Origin of the sequence: Actinomadura physcomitrii (assembly GCF_008923205.2) — a bacterium.
Taxonomy (GTDB): Bacteria; Actinomycetota; Actinomycetes; order Streptosporangiales; family Streptosporangiaceae; genus Spirillospora; species Spirillospora physcomitrii.
In genome coordinates, this window is record NZ_WBMS02000031.1 from 94,869 (window position 1) to 111,403 (window position 16,535).

General features: G+C 70.0%; 14 protein-coding genes and 1 pseudogene. 9 read left to right on the forward strand and 6 right to left on the reverse strand.

Annotated features, from left to right (window positions below; all coding sequences use genetic code 11):
- Positions 1-33 precede the first annotated feature (33 nt).
- Genes F8568_RS31850 through F8568_RS31870 form a run of 5 tightly spaced genes read left to right on the forward strand, consistent with a single transcriptional unit; the run spans position 34 to position 6,491 of the window.
- Positions 34-1,377 carry a hypothetical protein gene (locus tag F8568_RS31850; RefSeq protein WP_151597393.1) on the forward strand — a complete coding sequence of 448 codons (1,344 nt, stop codon included), beginning with the start codon at positions 34-36 and terminating at the stop codon, positions 1,375-1,377.
- Positions 1,374-2,807: an acyl-CoA reductase gene (locus F8568_RS31855; protein ID WP_151597394.1), complete on the forward strand. Its 1,434-nt coding sequence runs from the start codon at positions 1,374-1,376 to the stop codon at positions 2,805-2,807. The genes F8568_RS31850 and F8568_RS31855 overlap by 4 nt, the downstream gene beginning before the upstream one ends.
- The gene (locus F8568_RS31860; protein WP_151597395.1) at positions 2,804-3,679 is read left to right on the forward strand and encodes an oxidoreductase; all 876 of its coding nucleotides are present in this window, start codon (positions 2,804-2,806) and stop codon (positions 3,677-3,679) included. The genes F8568_RS31855 and F8568_RS31860 overlap by 4 nt, the downstream gene beginning before the upstream one ends.
- Positions 3,676-4,836: an acyl-CoA dehydrogenase family protein gene (locus tag F8568_RS31865; protein WP_160573834.1), complete on the forward strand. Its 1,161-nt coding sequence runs from the start codon at positions 3,676-3,678 to the stop codon at positions 4,834-4,836. Before F8568_RS31860 ends, F8568_RS31865 begins: the two co-directional genes overlap by 4 nt.
- Positions 4,833-6,491, forward strand: a complete 1,659-nt coding sequence (locus tag F8568_RS31870) for an AMP-binding protein (RefSeq protein ID WP_202125599.1) — start codon at positions 4,833-4,835, stop codon at positions 6,489-6,491. Before F8568_RS31865 ends, F8568_RS31870 begins: the two co-directional genes overlap by 4 nt.
- A gap of 328 nt (positions 6,492-6,819) precedes the next feature.
- Here F8568_RS31870 and F8568_RS31875 read toward each other — a convergent pair whose 3' ends face one another.
- Positions 6,820-7,866 (reverse strand): TIGR03617 family F420-dependent LLM class oxidoreductase, encoded by a 1,047-nt coding sequence (locus F8568_RS31875; protein WP_151597397.1) that lies wholly within the window; start codon positions 7,864-7,866, stop codon positions 6,820-6,822.
- A 128-nt stretch (positions 7,867-7,994) separates the two neighbouring features.
- Between F8568_RS31875 and F8568_RS31880 the strand changes: the two genes are divergently transcribed.
- Entirely contained in the window at positions 7,995-9,170 is a 1,176-nt protein-coding gene (locus F8568_RS31880; RefSeq protein ID WP_151597398.1) for an acetyl-CoA C-acyltransferase, read from the forward strand.
- Positions 9,171-9,345: 175 nt separating this feature from the next.
- Here the strand turns inward: F8568_RS31880 and F8568_RS31885 are convergent, their stop codons facing one another.
- Genes F8568_RS31885 through F8568_RS31900 form a run of 4 tightly spaced genes read right to left on the reverse strand, consistent with a single transcriptional unit; the run spans position 9,346 to position 13,261 of the window.
- Positions 9,346-9,972 carry a hotdog domain-containing protein gene (locus tag F8568_RS31885; RefSeq protein WP_151597399.1) on the reverse strand — a complete coding sequence of 209 codons (627 nt, stop codon included), beginning with the start codon at positions 9,970-9,972 and terminating at the stop codon, positions 9,346-9,348.
- Positions 9,969-11,141 carry a hypothetical protein gene (locus F8568_RS31890; protein ID WP_151597400.1) on the reverse strand — a complete coding sequence of 391 codons (1,173 nt, stop codon included), beginning with the start codon at positions 11,139-11,141 and terminating at the stop codon, positions 9,969-9,971. Before F8568_RS31890 ends, F8568_RS31885 begins: the two co-directional genes overlap by 4 nt.
- Before the next feature lie 21 nt (positions 11,142-11,162).
- Entirely contained in the window at positions 11,163-12,230 is a 1,068-nt protein-coding gene (locus tag F8568_RS31895; RefSeq protein ID WP_151597401.1) for a phosphotransferase family protein, read from the reverse strand.
- Positions 12,231-12,241: 11 nt separating this feature from the next.
- The gene (locus F8568_RS31900; protein ID WP_151597402.1) at positions 12,242-13,261 is read right to left on the reverse strand and encodes a hypothetical protein; all 1,020 of its coding nucleotides are present in this window, start codon (positions 13,259-13,261) and stop codon (positions 12,242-12,244) included.
- 92 nt (positions 13,262-13,353) lie between these two features.
- On the opposite strand from F8568_RS31900, the gene F8568_RS31905 reads away from it, so the two are divergent.
- On the forward strand, positions 13,354-14,190 hold the full coding sequence (locus F8568_RS31905; protein WP_160573835.1) for a helix-turn-helix transcriptional regulator: 837 nt from the start codon (positions 13,354-13,356) through the stop codon (positions 14,188-14,190).
- A 172-nt stretch (positions 14,191-14,362) separates the two neighbouring features.
- Positions 14,363-14,557: pseudogene (locus F8568_RS31910) on the forward strand (acetyl-CoA C-acetyltransferase); the annotation flags it as partial.
- 51 nt (positions 14,558-14,608) lie between these two features.
- Here the strand turns inward: F8568_RS31910 and F8568_RS31915 are convergent.
- Positions 14,609-15,832 carry a CaiB/BaiF CoA transferase family protein gene (locus tag F8568_RS31915; protein WP_151597404.1) on the reverse strand — a complete coding sequence of 408 codons (1,224 nt, stop codon included), beginning with the start codon at positions 15,830-15,832 and terminating at the stop codon, positions 14,609-14,611.
- Positions 15,833-15,942: 110 nt separating this feature from the next.
- Between F8568_RS31915 and F8568_RS31920 the strand changes: the two genes are divergently transcribed.
- Entirely contained in the window at positions 15,943-16,437 is a 495-nt protein-coding gene (locus tag F8568_RS31920; protein WP_151597405.1) for a MaoC family dehydratase, read from the forward strand.
- The last annotated feature ends 98 nt before the right edge of the window (positions 16,438-16,535 follow it).

Here is a 16,535-nt window from a genome sequence, read left to right on the forward strand (position 1 = left end):
ACCGGTCCTCGGTGGCCCGAGCGAGGAGGAGCCGTGCCCAGCGCCCGAGAAGAGATCCGCGATCTCGCCGGTTCCGGGAAGACCTTCGACCAGCCCTCCGGGCCGCTGCGGGAGCTCCAACTCGAAGCGGCCCGCGAATGCTTCGCCGAGCATCGCGAGCGGATCCCGCTGCTGCGCCGCCGCGCCGACGAGGAGGGCGTCAAGGAGATCGGCGCCGAGGCCGACATCGTCCCCCTGTTGTTCTCGCACACCAGCTACAAGTCCTACCCCCTCTCCTACATCACCTCCGGACACTGGGACCGGCTGCTCCGCTGGTACTCGACGGTCTCCGTCGCGGAGCCGAGCGAGGTCGACGTCGACGGCGTCACCGACATCGACGACTGGATCGGGCGGCTCGCCGCCGCGGGGCACCGGCTCTACATCACCAGCGGGACGTCGGGGAAGGTCTCGTTCCTCAACACCGTCGAGGCGGACCGGGACCTCCTCTGGGACGTCATGAGGAACCTCACCTGCTGGCCGCGTCCGCTGCCGACGGAGCGCACCCGGCGCGGCTACATCCTCACTCCCGCCGGCGGCCCCATGCGCTCCATCGACGGATTCCGGATGCACGCCGACCTGTTCGTCAAGCAAGGGGAGCTGAGGCTGCTGACCGGCGAGCCGCTCAGGGTCTCCGAACTGATGCGCACCGGCCTGCTGCGCAAGAAGATGACCGATGGGACCGCCACGCCCCAGGAGGTCAAGGAGTTCGAAAACGTCTCGCAGGAGCGCGGTGGCGAGATGCAGGCCACGCTCGACGCGCTGATCGACGACATCGTGGAGCACCGGCGCGAGCCGTTGTTCATCGCCGCGATGAACAACCAGCACTACGCCCTCATGCAGGGCATGCGGGAACGCGGTGTGCCCGAGGGGGAGTTCCATCCGGATTCGCTGGTGCTCGCCGGCGGCGGCAACAAGAACAACGTCCTCCCCGAGGACTTCCCGCAGCAGATCGCCGCGTTCTACGGAGACGTCCGCAGGGTCCGCAGCTACGGCATGACGGAGTTGCAGGGATCGTGCATGGCCTGCGAGAAGGGCAATTACCACATCCCGCCCTGGGTCCTTCCGCTGGTCCTCGACGAGCCCGGCGAAACGCTGCTCAACCAGCGCGAGGGAGTCGTCGAGGGGCGCTTCGCCTTCCTGGACGTCTCGCTGAAGGGCCGCTGGGGCGGACTGATCAGCGGGGACCGGGTGCGGGTGAACTTCAGCGGCTGCGAGTGCGGCCGCTCCGGCCCCGGCGTGCTGCCCGACGTCACCCGCTACGGCGACCTCGGCGGCGACGACAAGATCACGTGTGCGGCCACGCTCGACTCGTACGTGAGAGGAATGATCCAGGCATGAGCGGCGCGACTCTGTCCGGCCCCGATCTGTCGGACACCGCGGCGACGGCGGGACGCACCGCCGGGCCGACACCGGTCGTCCACGTCGTCCAGGGCGTCACCGACCGCGGCTCCGCGGTCGTGCACGGCCGGCCCGGTGAGGAGTTCAGCACTCCCGTGCTCGACCTGGACCGGCTGGTCTGGCCGAGGTCGGAGCCGGGCCCCGCCTTCGAGGTGCCCACGAGCGAGGTCGTCGACCTGCTGGTCGAGACGGGCCGGCATCTGAAGGACGACACCGACGGCCTGCTCGCCGAGGCGCTGCGGCATATGACGTCGGTGAGCCCGCTCCCCGAGGAGGTCCTCGAGCGGGCCTACGCGCGGCTGTGGCGCAGCTTCGAGGCACCCCAGATCAGGGCGCAGATCGACAACGAGCTGGGCGGCGCCGACATCCTCGACGGCTGGCGCGAGGTGGTGCTGCCGGGCGGCCGGGTGGCCGGGATCCGCGCCTTCCCGCCGCGCCTGGTCCACATCCTCGCGGGCAACGCCCCGGGCGTCGCGGCGCAGTCCATCGTCCGCGGGTCGATCACCAAGGGCGTGAACCTGCTCAAGCTCCCGTCGAACGACCTGTTCACCGCCACCGCCGTGCTGCGCACGATGGCCGCCGTCGCGCCCGACCACCCCGTGGTGCGCTCGTTCTCGGCCGTGTACTGGCGCGGCGGCGACACCTCGGTGGAGAGCGTGCTGTTCCGCGCGCAGTTCTTCGACAAGCTCGTGGCGTGGGGCGGGGAGAGCACCATCCGCGGGGCCCTGAAGTACGTCGGGCCCGGATTCGAGCTGGTGTCCTTCGACCCGAAGTCGTCGATCTCGATGATCGGCGCGCAGGCCCTCGCCTCGGACGAGGCCCTGGAGGAGGCGGCCGAGGCCGCCGCGACCGACGCCACGTTCTACAACCAGGCCGCGTGCGTCGCCAGCCGCTTCCAGTTCGTCGAGGGCCCGGTGGAGAACGCCGACCGGTTCGCCGCCGCCCTCCGCGAGCGGATGGGCGTGGCGCGCGAGTTCTCCTCCGCGGGCGGCCCCAAGGTCGGTGCCGAGCTCCGCGAGGAGATCGAGGTGCTGCGCGGCTTGGAGGACGACTACCGCGTATGGGGCGGCTACGACGGCCGCGGACTGGTCATCCGCTCTCCCGAGCCCGTCGAGTTCCATCCGGACGGCAAGGTCGTCAACGTCGTACCCGTGCCTTCGCTCGCCGAGGCGGTGCGCTACGCGGGGGTGGCCACGCAGACCGTGGGCGTCTACCCGGCGACCCGCAAGGCCGAGCTGCGCGACGCGCTCGCGTCGGCCGGCGTCCAGCGCGTCGTGAGCCTCGGCATGGCGGGCGGTATGCCCCCAGGGCTGTCGCACGACGGCTTCTACCCGCTCCAGCGGCTGATGCGATGGGTGAACGACGAATGACCGAGAAGGGCGCCGCCGGGCGCTGGATGATCACCGGGGTGTCGGGCGGCCTCGGCCGCGCGCTCGCCGAGACCGTGCTCGACGGCGGGGGCACCGTGGTCGGCACGTTCCGGGACAAGGAGCAGGCGAGCGCGTTCGAGGAGTCGGCTCCGGGACGCTCGTTCGCGGTCCTGCTGGACGCCACCGACCCCGCGGACGTCCTCGCCGAGCGCGTCGGCGAGGCGGTGCGGCTCGCCGGCCACCTGGACGTGCTGGTGAACAACGCCGGGTACGGCCTGCTCGGCGCCGTCGAGGAGGTGAGCGACGAGGAGGCCCGGCACCAGATGGACACCAACTTCTCCGGTCCCCTCCGGCTCATCCGCGCCGTCCTCCCGCACTTCCGCGAGCGCGGCCGCGGGCACATCGTGAACGTCAGCTCGATCGCGGGTTTCACCGGGCAACCCGGCCTCGGTCTCTACAACGCGTCGAAGTTCGCCTTGGAGGGCCTTTCCGAGGCCCTCCGCCACGAGCTCGCACCGTTCGGAATTCGGGTCACCATCGTCGAGCCCGGCGCCTTCCGGACCAGGTGGGCCGGTGCCGGGCTCAAACGGGCGGCACGGGCCATCGCCGAGTACGAGGCCGTCGCCGCCATCGCCGGCGGCCTGGAACGGCTCGACGGCGCGCAGCAGGGCGATCCCCGGCGTGCCGCGCAGGTGATCGTCCAGGCCGTCGCGGCCGATGACCCCCCGGTCCGGCTCCCGCTCGGGCGGGACGCCGTCAAGTCGGTGCGCGGCAAGCTCGCCTCCGTGGAACGCGAACTGGACGCATGGGAGGAGGCCGCCCATTCGACCGCCTTCCCCTCGGCCGGACGGCCCGCCGGGGGCGAAGGGTGACGGGAACGTCGACACCGGTCGCCGGCGCGGACGACCTGGACGCCCTGCGCGGGGAGGTCCGCCGCTGGGCCCGGCGGCGGATCGCACCGCTGATCGCGGACGTCGACCGGACACAGCGCTTCTCGCGGGAGCTCTGGGAGCGCCTCCGCGAGATGGAGATGTTCTCCCTGCCCTTCTCCGAGGACGTGGGCGGAGCGGGCGGCACGTTCAGCGCCTATGTCGCCGCGACCGAGGAGATCGCGCGCGCCGGGGCGATCGCGGCGCTCTACCCGGGCACCACGGTGCAGGTCGCGGACACGCTCCTGCGGCTGGGCAGCCCGGCGGCGGTACGGCGATGGGTCCCCGGGCTCCTGGCGGGCGACGTGGTCGCGGCGTGGGCCTTCACCGAACCGCAGACGGGCTCCGACCCCCGCCAGCTCCGGACCGAGGCGCGGCGCGACGGCGACGACTGGATCCTGGACGGCGCCAAGCAGTTCATCTCCTACGCCGGGGTCTGCTCGCTCGCCCTCGTGTTCGCCAGGACGCCCGGCGACAAGGTCGGGGCCTTCCTCGTCGACACCACCACGCCGGGCTGGTCCACGGGTCCGCCGGTGGAGGTGCTCGGCCTCGGCGGGGGAGAGCCCGCGCCGGTGTACCTGGACGGTGTGCGGGTACCCGCCGACCATGTGGTCGGTGATCCGGCGCGCGGGTTCGAGGCCATGCTCGCCGGGGAGTCGCAGGGCAAGGTGCGCGCCTCCGCCATCTGCGTGGGGATCGCGCAGCGCGCCCTGGACGAGGCCGTCGGCTACGCGCTGCGGCGCACGCACAGGGACCAGCCCATCGGGCGGAAGTTCGCGTCGATCCAGGCGCATCTCGCCGACACGCAGGCGGACGTCCTGGCCGCCCGGGCCCTGGTCCGGTCGGTCGCGGCCATGGTCGACCAGGGCCGTCCGGTGGCCCGCGAGGCGGCGGCCGCGCGGCTGGTGGCCGGGCGCACGGCGCGCGAGGCCGCCGGCTCGGCGCTCCAGGTCTGCGGCGCCTACGGCTGGACGCGGGAGATGGAGGTCGAGCGCCTTTTCCGGGAGAGCAAGTTCTTCGAGGTGACGCAGGGGTCGGCGGAGATCCAGCGGGCGATCGTGGCCCGCGAGCTGCTGAACGCGGGGGAGGAGGCACTGTGACGGGCAACGCCGTCCCGAGCAGGGAGGACCGCTGGAGCTACGTGCCGCGGGACCTGCGGATCCGTTACGACGAGCGCATGGTCAGCATTCCCAACGCGGTTCGCGTCTCGGCGGGACGCCACGGCGGCCGGGAGGCCCTCGTCGAGGGAGAGCTCCGGCTGACGTTCGCGGAGCTGGCCGAGACCATGATCGACGTGGTGCGGGCGGTCATGGCGCTGGGGATCCGGCCGGGCGACCGGGTCGGCGTCTGGGCGCCGAACCGGGCGCGATGGATTCTCGCCGCCCTCGGCATCCAGGGCGCCGGGGGAGTCCTCGTCCCGCTCAACACGCGTTTCAAGGGCGAGGAGGCCGCCTACATCCTGCGCAAGAGCGGCGCGACGGCGCTGTTCACGGTCACCGACTTCCTCGGCAACGACTACCTCGGCATGGTGCGCGGGGCGGCGCCGGACCTTCCCGCGGTCGCGCCCGGACGTGTCGTGGTCATGTCCGGCGAGGCGGCGGACGGCGACGTCCCTTGGGACCGGTTCGTCGAGAACGGGCGAACCGTCGACCGGGCGCGGGCGGAGGCCGCGGTCGACGCCGTCGGCCCGGACGACCCGTCCGACATCATGTTCACCTCCGGGACGACCGGGCATCCGAAGGGCGTCGTGCTGACGCACGGGCAGTCGTTGCGCGCCCACGGCTGGCTGTCGAAGGTGATGGGCTTCCGGCCCGGCGACCGCTATCTGATCATTCCGCCGTTCTTCCACACCTTCGGGTACAAGGCGGGGTGGATGGCCTGCTTCGTGCACGGGGCGACCGTCCTTCCGCAGGCGGTCTTCGCCGCGGACGAGGTGCTCGAACTCATGGAACGGGAGCGCATCTCGATCCTGTGCGGCCCGCCCACCCTCTTCCGGGACATCCTCGCCTCGCCGCGGCTGCCGGACGCGGACCTGTCGTCCCTGCGGGTGACGATGGCGTCGGCGGCCCAGGTCCCGCCGGAGCTGGTGCGCGACATCCGCGAGGTGCTCAAGCCGGAGATCGTGCACAGCGGCTACGGCCTGACGGAGGCGACCTCGCTGGTCACCGCGACGATCCACGGGCAGGACGCGGTGGAGGAGGTCACCACCACCGTCGGCAGGGCCGCGTGGGAGGTGGAGGTGCGCATCGTGGACGGTGACGGCCGCGACGTCCCCCGGGGCACGGCCGGCGAGCTGTGGTGCCGGGGCTACAACGTGACCTCCGGGTACTGGGACGAGCCGGAGCGGACGGCGGAGGCCATCACGCCGGACGGTTGGCTGCGCACCGGCGATGTGGCGGTCATGGACGACAGGGGCTACATCCGCATCGTGGACCGCCTCAAGGACGTCGTCATCGTCGGAGGCTTCAACGTGTATCCGGCCGAGGTCGAGCGGATGCTCGCGGCCCATCCGGACGTGGCCTCCGTCGCCGTCGTCGGCGTCCCCGACGAGCGGATGGGCGAGGTGACGGCCGCGTTCGTCGTCCCCAGGCCGGGGGCGGAGGCGGACGCGGAGCGGATCAGGGCCTGGGCGGCCGAGCGCATGGCCGGCTTCAAGGCGCCGCGGCGGGTGTTCGTCGTCGAGGAGCTGCCGCGCAACGCGAGCGCCAAGGTGCTGAAGAACGAGCTGCGCACGCGCGCCCGCGCTTCGCGGTGATGGCGGCGGCCCGTTCCCGTCCCGTCCGAGCACGGTATATAGTTAGATAAATAGTATCTTTTGTTGGGTTGTGGCCACCCGGCGGCGGTGGCCGCCCGACGCGGGACGGGAGGCCGGGCCGGCGACCACCACAAGGGTGACAGACCGGGGTACGGGCGTACACGGTCGCCGGTCGGGCAGGCGGTCACGAGCCTGATCGTGTCCGGCTCGGCCTCCTCACGCGAACGCGCCGGCCCGGTGCCCCCGAACGGAAGGGGGCACCGGGCCGGCGGCGTGAGTCACGGGGGCGGCGCGCGGCCGGGCACCGGCAGGGCACCGCGCCGTGAAACTAGGCGGAGGCCTGCGCGAAGTGCTCGAGGGCGGGCGTCCAGACGTCGAGGTCGTGCTCGTACGGCGCGTAGAACTGGAACCGGGTCACCAGGTCGCCAAAGCGCTCGCTCAGCACCAGGGCGATCTCGTCGGGCGCCCCGACGACGGCGAACGTGTTGAGCACCTCGTCGTCGACGGCGTCCCCCATCTTGGTCCACTTCTCGGGATCGTCGCCGCGGGACAGGGCGTGCAGCTCGTCGCCGAGCTCGCCCCAGCCGTGCAGTTCCAGCACCCCCCGGTAGGCGGGGGTGCTCGCGTAGAAGGCGATCTGCTGGCGGACCGCGCTCACCGCCGCGGCCAAGGACTCCTCGGTCGTCCCGGTGGCGGTCAGCGGCAGGCCGACGACCTCGAAGGGCAGATCCGACCGGCCCGCCTTCTCCTGGCCCTCGCGCACGGTCGGCAGCGTCACCTCGCGGATGTAGCGCTCCGTCGTGAAACCGTGCAGGAGGATCCCGTCGCACACCTCTCCGGCGACCCGGCACATCGCCTCGCCGACCGCGGCGATGACGATCTTGGGGGCGGGCGTCCGCAGGGGACCGGGCGAGAAGAAAGGCGTCATCAGCGTGTGGCGGTAGAAGTCGCCCTCGAAGCTCAGCTTCGAGCCGTCCTGCCAGCTGTCCCAGATGGCCCGGACCGCGGACACCATCTCGCGCATGCGGGCCGCGGGCCGGCTCCAGGGCATGGAGAAGCGCCGCTCGATGTGCGCCTTGACCTGGCTGCCGAGGCCGAGGGTGAACCGGCCCTCGGTGTAGCGCTGCAGGTCCCAGGCCGTGTACGCGAGGGTCATCGGGGACCTGGCGAACGCGACGGCGATCGCCGTCCCGAGTTCCAGCCGCCGGGTCGCCTGGGCCGCCGCGACGAGCGGCAGGAACGGGTCATGCTGGGACTCGGAGGTCCACAGGCCCGCGTACCCCCTCGACTCGTGCTCCCGCGCCGTCTCCGCCATCTGCCGCAGCGGGCCGGCGGCCAGCTTCCCGTCCGCCCGCATGTTCCTGTCCATGGTCATAGGCTTAGGTTAAATCATCCAACTATTTATGGCCAGGCTGGGGCGGCTCGGCGGGCCTCGCGGCCCGGCCGCCGGGGTATCGCGGTGATATAGTTAAACAATTGAAGTATATCTATCGAGGAGGCGCCATGTCCGACGTGGTCATCGTGGAGGCGGTGCGGTCCGCCGTCGGCAAGCGGCGGGGCGGTTTCGCCCACCATCTCGCCCCGGACCTGTTCGGTGACGTGCTGTCCGCGCTGATCACCCGATCGGGCGTCGACTCGGGCGCGATCGGCCAGGTCATCGGCGGGTGCGTCAACCAGGTCGGGCCCCAGTCCGGCAACGTGACGCGCACCGCGTGGCTCGCGGCCGGCCTGGACCAGGGCGTCGCGGCGTCGACGGTGCACGCCCAGTGCGGGTCGTCGCAGCAGGCGTTCACCCTGGCCTACGGCCTGGTCGCCGGGGGAGTGGTCGACGCCGCCGTGGCCGGCGGCGTCGAGACGATGAGCTCAATCCCCATGGGAACCAGCGTCATGCCCGACCTCGGGCCCGCGAAGACGCCCCGCTACGAGGGGCACTACGAGGTGACCTCGCAGTTCGAGGCGGCCGACCGGATCGCCGAGGCATGGGGACTGTCCCGCCGTGACCTCGACGAGTTCGCCGTGCTGTCGCAGGGGCGTGCGGCCGAGGCCATCGCCCAGGGGCGCTTCACCGGCCAGATCGTGCCCGTCGAGGCGCCCGTCGTGGACGACGAGGGCAACGCCGCCGGGACCAGGACGGTCGAGACCGACGAGGGCCCGCGCCCGACCACGCTCGAAGGCCTGGAGCGGCTCAAGGTGAACCAGAAGGAGCGTCCGGGAGCCCTGCACACCGCGGGGACGTCGTCCCAGATCTCCGACGGCGCGTCGGCCCTGCTCCTCATGACCGCCGCCCGCGCCGACGCGCTCGGCCTCACGCCCCGCGCCCGGGTGGTGGACTCCATTCTGGTCGGCAGCGACCCGGTCATGCTCCTCACCGGCCCCATCCCCGCGACCGGGGCGATCCTGGAGCGCAACGGCCTCACCCTCGACGACGTCGACGTCGTCGAGATCAACGAGGCGTTCGCGTCGGTCGTCCTGGCCTGGCAGCGCGAGCACAAGGCGGACCTGGAGAAGGTCAACGTCAACGGCGGCGCCATCGCCCTCGGGCATCCCCTCGGAGCGACCGGCGGCGTGCTCGTGACCAAGGCGCTCAACGAGCTCGAGCGCACCGGCGGACGCTACGGCCTGGTCACCATGTGCGTGGGCGGCGGCATGGGGACCGGGACCCTCATCGAGCGGCTCTGACGCCGGGACGGCGGTCCTGGGATCGGGGGGCACGTCCCAGGACCGCCGGGCTCAGATCACGCCCTGGTCGGCGAGATCGGCGATCGCCTTCTCGTCCAGGCCGGGGAGGCCGGAGAGCACCTCGCGGGTGCCGCTGCTCGTGGCCGAGCGGGTCGGCATCCGGTCCCCTCGTGGGTCATGCCTCCGGGTACACAGCTTCGTCGCGACGTCCGGCCGCCTTGTGCACGCCGACTGCGGACACGGTGACCTTGCCGGCATGCCGGATTTGGGTGGCAGTGAGGAACGTGTCGCCGGTTCGCCCGGCGGTCTGCCCCCACAGTTCCAGCTTCGCGCCGAGCGGTGTGGGTCGCCGGTAGGTGATCGCCAGGGACTGCGTGTAGGCGACATTCTCTTTGGCGAGGACGGCCAGGCTGGCCAGTTCGTCGAGCAGCGCTGCGAGAGCACCGCCGTGCACGGTGTCGATCGGCCCGGCGTAGATCGGCGATACGGTGATGCTCCCGCGCACGACATCACCGTCGGCCCAGACGGCCGCCTGGTTTGATATCGGGTTGAGGTGCCCGAGCAGCGGGCTGTAGGGGATCGTTTGGCGAAGGTCGCTCGGATCCCAGGTGAGGGTCCCGTCGCCCGGGGGGCTGAGCTGCTCGACGGCATAGGGACCGGGCGACACGTGCTCCGCCAGGAGCGCCCTGGCCTCCTTGAGGAGCGCGCACACTCTTTCGGTGACGTCCTCGGAGGGTGTTGCGGTGCGAGCCGCATTGGCGAGTTCATGCAGCTCTCGGGCCAGCGTGGCCAGATGCGTCATCCGAGCATCTCCTCGGTGATGCCGTAGCGGGGAAGCGAGCCGATCGCCCACGGCTCGATCACGCCGTGCCCGATCTCGTCATCGCACACACAGTCGACGGCGATCTCCTCGCAGCCGTAAAGTTCGTCGAGGACCGCCTTGTCTCGGAGGTCGAGCGACTCGCCGGCGACATCCAGCGGCCCCCGATAACCGCCCTGCCACCATCCCCGGAAGCCGAAGTAACCACCACCTCGGAAGTAGTAGACCAGGTCCTTCCACGAGCACGAGATCTCGCGCTTGGAGCCGTCTTCGAGTTGGACATGAGCATTAAGCGACTTCGCGCGCCGTGTGTTCGGCCAGAACTCGAAGTCGAGTTCGAGCGAAGTGATGCGCAGGCGCGGCCGCGCATCATTGGCGAAGACGACGAAACCCTCTGACGCACCAGTGCTCGACTGGATCGGTCGGCCGTCGGGACCTTGGGTGAACGTCGAGGAGAGCGCCCACGACCCGAAGTTGAGGTTGAGGTAACCGTGAAGAACGCCCTCGCCCGGCGGCGGGGCGGGGCGCAATGCGGCCTCCGGCCGGGCGGCGGGATCGTTGAACCAGAACGCACCCGGGCTTGGGACTCCAGTCATCGAGCGGATGCCCCAAGACCGGTCCTTGTAGGCGTTGGACCTTTCCGGGGCGATGACGTATGTCCGGCCGGCGATATGGACCTCGCCTGAGGCGCGGCCAGGCTGGAAGTAGCGGATGGTGTGGTTGGTCGTGATCCCACGGTCCCGGCGCAGACCGGGGCTGCCCACGATCGGTGCGAAATCGCTCTGGAAGGTCACGTCGAAGCTCACATCGAGCTCGTTGTCGGCCAACGCGACGCGGTTCGTCGTCGGTGGGCTCACGACCTCCCATACGATCGGCCCGACGGTCGTGCGGTCGAGATCCGGCCGCAGCTCGCGGGAGGCGCGAACGTTCCACTGTCGGCCGGGAACCGCGATTCCTGCGAACGCGTCCATGACGTCGCGGTTAGTGTACTTGCCAATGCCGACCGCGATGAGCACCTCACCGGAGACGTCGTGGGCGACGATGTAGCCCTTCTCAGTCCAGTTTCGATCAGTGGTCGTCACCTGTTCGAAGCTGGCGACAGACTGATGGCAGAGATACTCGTCCGCTGCGGTTAGCAGGACTTCAGACATGGCGGCTTCCCCTCGGTGCGATCAAGCGTGGGTGTGCAGCAGTGCTGCGAGTCGTCGGGTCGGGATGTTCTCGGTCAGATAACCCGGTGGGAATGCGAGCTGTGGAGGGCTCAGCCGGACCGTGAGTACGAGCATCGCCGCCATGCGAAGGGCCTGGAGGATGCTGTGGAACTCGAGGTTCCGCACGGGCAGTCCCGTGCGTTGCTCATAACGCGCCACGGTTTCGGCGGCTTCCGGCAGTCCGGGCAGGCGCGGCACGTCGTTGAGCTCGGCGACGACTTCGTCCACGAGCAGGAAATAGGCGATATCGCCCTCGGGAGGGCCGACGTAGGCGAGCTCCCAGTCGAGCACGCCGGCAACCTGGTCGTCGCGGTAGACGATGTTGCCCGGTCGGGGGTCGCCCCAGCACAACGCGGCGCGAGCCTCGACCGGGACCCGCTCCCGCAGGAAGGCCAGTGCCTCACGGAGGATCGGCAGCGGCCCGAGAGCGGCCCAGTCGAGCTGTCCTTCGATGAGGTCGAGCATGGCGCGGACCGCGTCCGCGCTCGTCGCTTGTCGCTGAAGCGACGAGGGCAGTTCCAGCGCGTCGAGCTGCAAAGAGTGCAGCGACGCCATGGCGTCCACCGCAGCGAACCACATCCTACGTCGTCGCTCGATCGACGCGTCGAAGAAGAGCCCATGCCCGTGGAAGCCGGGCCGGAAGCCCGACGCAACCTCGCCGTGGACCCGGCGCATCAGGAAGGCCGGTGCACCCAGGACGTCCGGATCGTCGACGAACCAGGCGACCTTCGGCACCGGGATCCCGGTGTGCTGCAGGCAGGCCATGACGTCGTACTGCAGCCGAAGGTCGTAGTCGGGGAACAGGCCGCCCTGCGCCGGTTGTGCTCGCAACACCAGCTCCTGTTCGTGAACCCCGCTGGCGTCGCGCCAGCGCAGGTCGGTGAACACAGTGATGTTCGAGAACCCGGAGGGAACCGGTGTGAACGATGACAGCGAGACGTCTGCCGCGTTGGGCAGCATTTCGGCGAGCCACCGTTCAAGACGCCTTCGTCGGCTTTCGAGGAGCGCGACGTCTTCTTGATTGGCCACGTCATACTCCGTCAGCGGATCGGGACGCCGCGCCGCGGTTCGAGGCCGTGCGACGGGGCGATCTCGCCGTACGCGAACCAGTGCGAAGGCTGACGATCGTCACCCTTGCGCCGCCACCGACCCTCGGCCTGCGGATTGGGCATCGGCATGAAGTCGACCATTCGACCCTTGGGGTCCGGCAGGAACTCCCAGGTTTCGCCGAGACCACGCACCTCGATGTAACTCGGCCACGTCTCCGAGGAGTCCAGCTCCACGAAGCCCTCGACATCGGTGGTGCGTCGGACCGCGCCGGTCTCGTCGCACAGGAGCATCATCCCCAGACCGTCGTGGCCGAGCATGAAATGCCCACCGTCCAGTGTGCCGTCGGTGTACCGGGTCGCCCACGTGTACCACGTCACGTGCAGCTTCTTCCCGACGAGGATGTCATCGACGTACACCTGGCCGTTCATGTACATGTCGTCGGCGCCGTAGAAGCCGCGCACCGGACGCCCGAGGATCTCGCCCTCGACCTCGTAGAGCTGCGACACGTAGTAGTAGCCCTCATCCCCGTGCGGCAGGTGCCAATGGAGGCCCGGATCGATGAGGGTGCCGCGGAGCTCCATGACACCGGTCTCAATCCACGATGAGGTCGTCGCGTCGACCTGGAACCGGAACGGATTCCCCGCAGCATCAAGAGCGCTTTCCAGGATGGTCGACCCATCGGTATGGATTCGTGTAAATCCTGCGTTGCTGGCCGACGAGCGGCTCGCGTCATGCACCTTCAGGTCGTCGGCTCCGATCGACGTTTGCAGGAAGAACCGCTTGCGGCCGCCGCCGCCCGCCTCAGGGATGCGCAGGACCGTATAGAGTTCCCCGTCATCGTCTCGTAGCGTCCCGTACAGGTAGAGCGCTGACCAAGGCAGCCCGAACCATACGCGATCGAGGGCGACCTGCTCTGGACCAGAATCATGATCCCCGAGAAGCATCTGGAAGTGGAGGTCGCCGCGGCGGGGCAGGACTTGCGCTCTTGCATCGGTTGCTGCGTCGTTCATGCACGCCACTGTGCACTCGATGAAGGCCGACGACAATAATCCGATGAATAATATCATTCCGCCTGATAGGTTAACTATGGCAGACTGTGTGGGTGGGTATCGACTCGGAAGTGCGACGGCAGGGGCTCGGTGAGTTCCTTCGTGCCCGGCGGTCGCAGCTCAGGCCTGAGACCGTCGGTATCGCGGCAGACCGCGGTCGACGCCGCGTTCCCGGCCTACGGCGAGAGGAGGTCGCCGGCCTCGCCGGTGTCAGCTACAGCTGGTATACACGGCTCGAGCAGGGCCGGGACGTCCATGCCACAGCCGAGGTCATCGACAGCATCGCCGCGGCGTTGCGGCTGGGCCACGATGAACACCGCCATCTCCGGCGCCTCGCGGGACTTCCGCTGCACCCGTTCGACGGTGGTGACGAGGCCGTCGATGAACACACCCGGCAACTGCTGGAACGACAGTCGCCCGCGCCCGCATACGTTGTGGGCCCACGGTTCGACTACCTCGCCTGGAATGACGCGCTTGCCCTGGTGTTCTGCGACGTCGGTGCGCTCCCGCCTCCCCGTAGGAACGTGTTGTGGGCAACCTTCATGGTGTCCAGTGTCCGGACCTCACTCGTCGCCTGGGAGGAGCACGCCCGTTCGGTGATCGGGCAGTTTCGCGCCGAGGCGGCGGCGCATCCGACCGATCAGCGCTTCGCCGCCATGGCGGCTGAGCTTGTGGCGGCCAGCCCCGAGTTTCGGCAGTGGTGGGCGACCCACGAGATCGTCCGAGCCGCTGGCGGCGACCAAGCCTTCCGGCATCCCAATGTCGGACTGATCTCGACCCACCTCATACAGATGCGGTTGATCGACCGTCCGTCGCTGAAGGTCGTGATCCACTCCCCGGCCACGCGCGACGACGAGCGCAGACTCGACGAGCTGCTTAGGTGCAGTTGATATACGGCTTGCCGTCCGCGACTCGGGTCCATACCTTGAAGCTGGCAGGGGCGCCGGTACGGCCACCGAGATGGACGGTGTGCCGCGTGACCTGAGGTGGAAGTAGAGCTCGGGAAGACCGGCGATGCGGCGGTATCAGGCGCCTCGTCTAGGACGGCGATCAAGGGCAATCGAGGCGTCCGCCGGATTTCGAGAGGTCAATGTCAACGGTGGTGCCATCGCCCTAGGGCATCCTCTCGGAGCGACCGGTGGGGTGCTCGTGACCAAGGCGCTCAACGAGTTGGAGCGCACCGGGGGACGTTACGGCCTGGTCACCATGTGCGTGGGCGGCGGCATGGGGACCGGGACCCTCATCGAGCGGCTCTGACGCCGGGACGGCGGTCCTGGGATCGGGGGGCACGTCCCAGGACCGCCGGGCTCAGATCACGCCCTGGTCGGCGAGATCGGCGATCGCCTTCTCGTCCAGGCCGAGGAGGCCGGAGAGCACCTCGCGGGTGTTCTCGCCGAGCAGGGGCGGGGCCGCGTACTCCTCCACAGGGCTGCCCGACATCCTGATCGGATAGCGGAGGCCCGGGATGGCGCCGAGCTCCTCGTGGACCATGTCGACCAGCGGCTTCCGGTGCCGGACCTGCTCGTCCGCCAGCGCGGAGCGGACGTCGTTGACGGCGCTCACCGGAACGTCCGCCGCGTCCAGGACCTCGATCCAGTGCCGGGCGTCGCGCTGGACGAAGATGGCGCTCAGCTCCTTCAGCAGTTCCAGCCGGTGCTCGATCCGGGCGGAGATCGTGGCGAAGCGCGGGTCCTCGATGAGCTCGGGGTGGCCGATCGCGCGGCAGGCGCGCCCGAACTGCGGGTTGGTGGTGGCGACGATGAAGAACTGCTCGCCGTCCGCGCACTCGAAGGCCTGCGACGGGATGCCGCCGAAGCCGCCGTTGCCCCGCCGCTCGGGCACGACCCCGGAGACGAGGTAGTTCTGGGTGTAGTGCGACATCGCCGCGATGCCGCAGTCGACGAGGGAGACGTCGAGGTGCTGGCCCGAGCCGGTCCGGTCCCGGTGCCTGAGCGCCGCGAGCAGCGCGGTCGCCGTGTACAGGCCGGTGAGGATGTCGATGAGGGAGAGGCCCGACTTCATCGGGCCGGCGCCGGGGGCCCCGTCCGGATGGCCTGAGACGCTCATCATGCCGCTCAGCGCCTGGAAGATTCCGTCGTAACCGGCCTTGTGCCGGTACGGGCCGGTCTGGCCGAACCCGGTGACCGAGCAGTAGACGAGGCGGGGGAAGCGTTCGCAGAGGTCCTCGTGGCCGAGTCCGTACTTCGCGAGCACACCGGGCCGGAAGTTCTCCAGCAGGACGTCCGAGCGTTCGATCAGCCCGAGCAGGAGGTCCCTGCCCTGGTCGGTCGTGAAGTCCACCGTGATCGACCGCTTGTTCCGGTTGCAGCTCAGGTAGAAGGCGGATGCGCTCGCCGTCTCGCCCTCCAGGAACGGTGGTCCGTACTGGCGGGAGTCGTCTCCGGTCGCCGGGCGCTCGACCTTGAGCACCTCCGCGCCCAGGTCGCCCAGCATCTGGCTCGCCAGTGGGGCCGCCAGGATCCGGCTGAGATCGAGAACCCGTACTCCGTGCAGCGCGCCGCCGTCGGTCACCGCCCACCTCCTCGTTGGAACATACCGCTAATATAGTTCAATAGATTAGATTTTCGTCGAGGTCGGAGTCCGTCCGGGCTCCCGCCGGGCGAGCGTGGAGGGGATGTGCGATGACGGAGACCGCGAGGACGGCGGAGCCGCTGGTCCACGGCATGACGTGGGAGGACATGAAGGCGGGGTCGGCCTTCCGGACGGCCTGCCGGACCGTCACCGAGACGGACCTCATGAGCTTCGTCCATCTCGGCGGTTTCAACGAGCCGCTCTTCTACGACGCGCGCCACGCCGCCGAGGGCGGCTACAGCGGCCGGCTGATCCCCGGCGCGCTCGTCTACGTGCTGGCCGAGGGGCTGATCCTGCAGACCAACGTGCTGCACGGCACGGGGCTCGCGTTCATGCACATGGAGTTCTCCGTCAAGCGGCCCACCTACGTGGGGGACACGCTGCACGTCGTGGTGGAGACCACCGAGTCGCGCGCGTCCAGCAAGCCGGGCCGCGGGGTGGTCACCACCCGCTGCGGCGTGGTCAACCAGCGCGGCGAGGAGGTCGCGGTCTTCACACCCGTCAGGCTGATTCGCGGGCGCGACTTCGAGGCCGCGGCGTCCTGAGCGCGCGGGGCGGCACCGGTCGGCGCGTCCGGCCGGTGCCGCCCCCCGGGCGCGGTCCGCGGATCCGCGGGACTCGCCGCCGTCCGGGATCGGCGGGG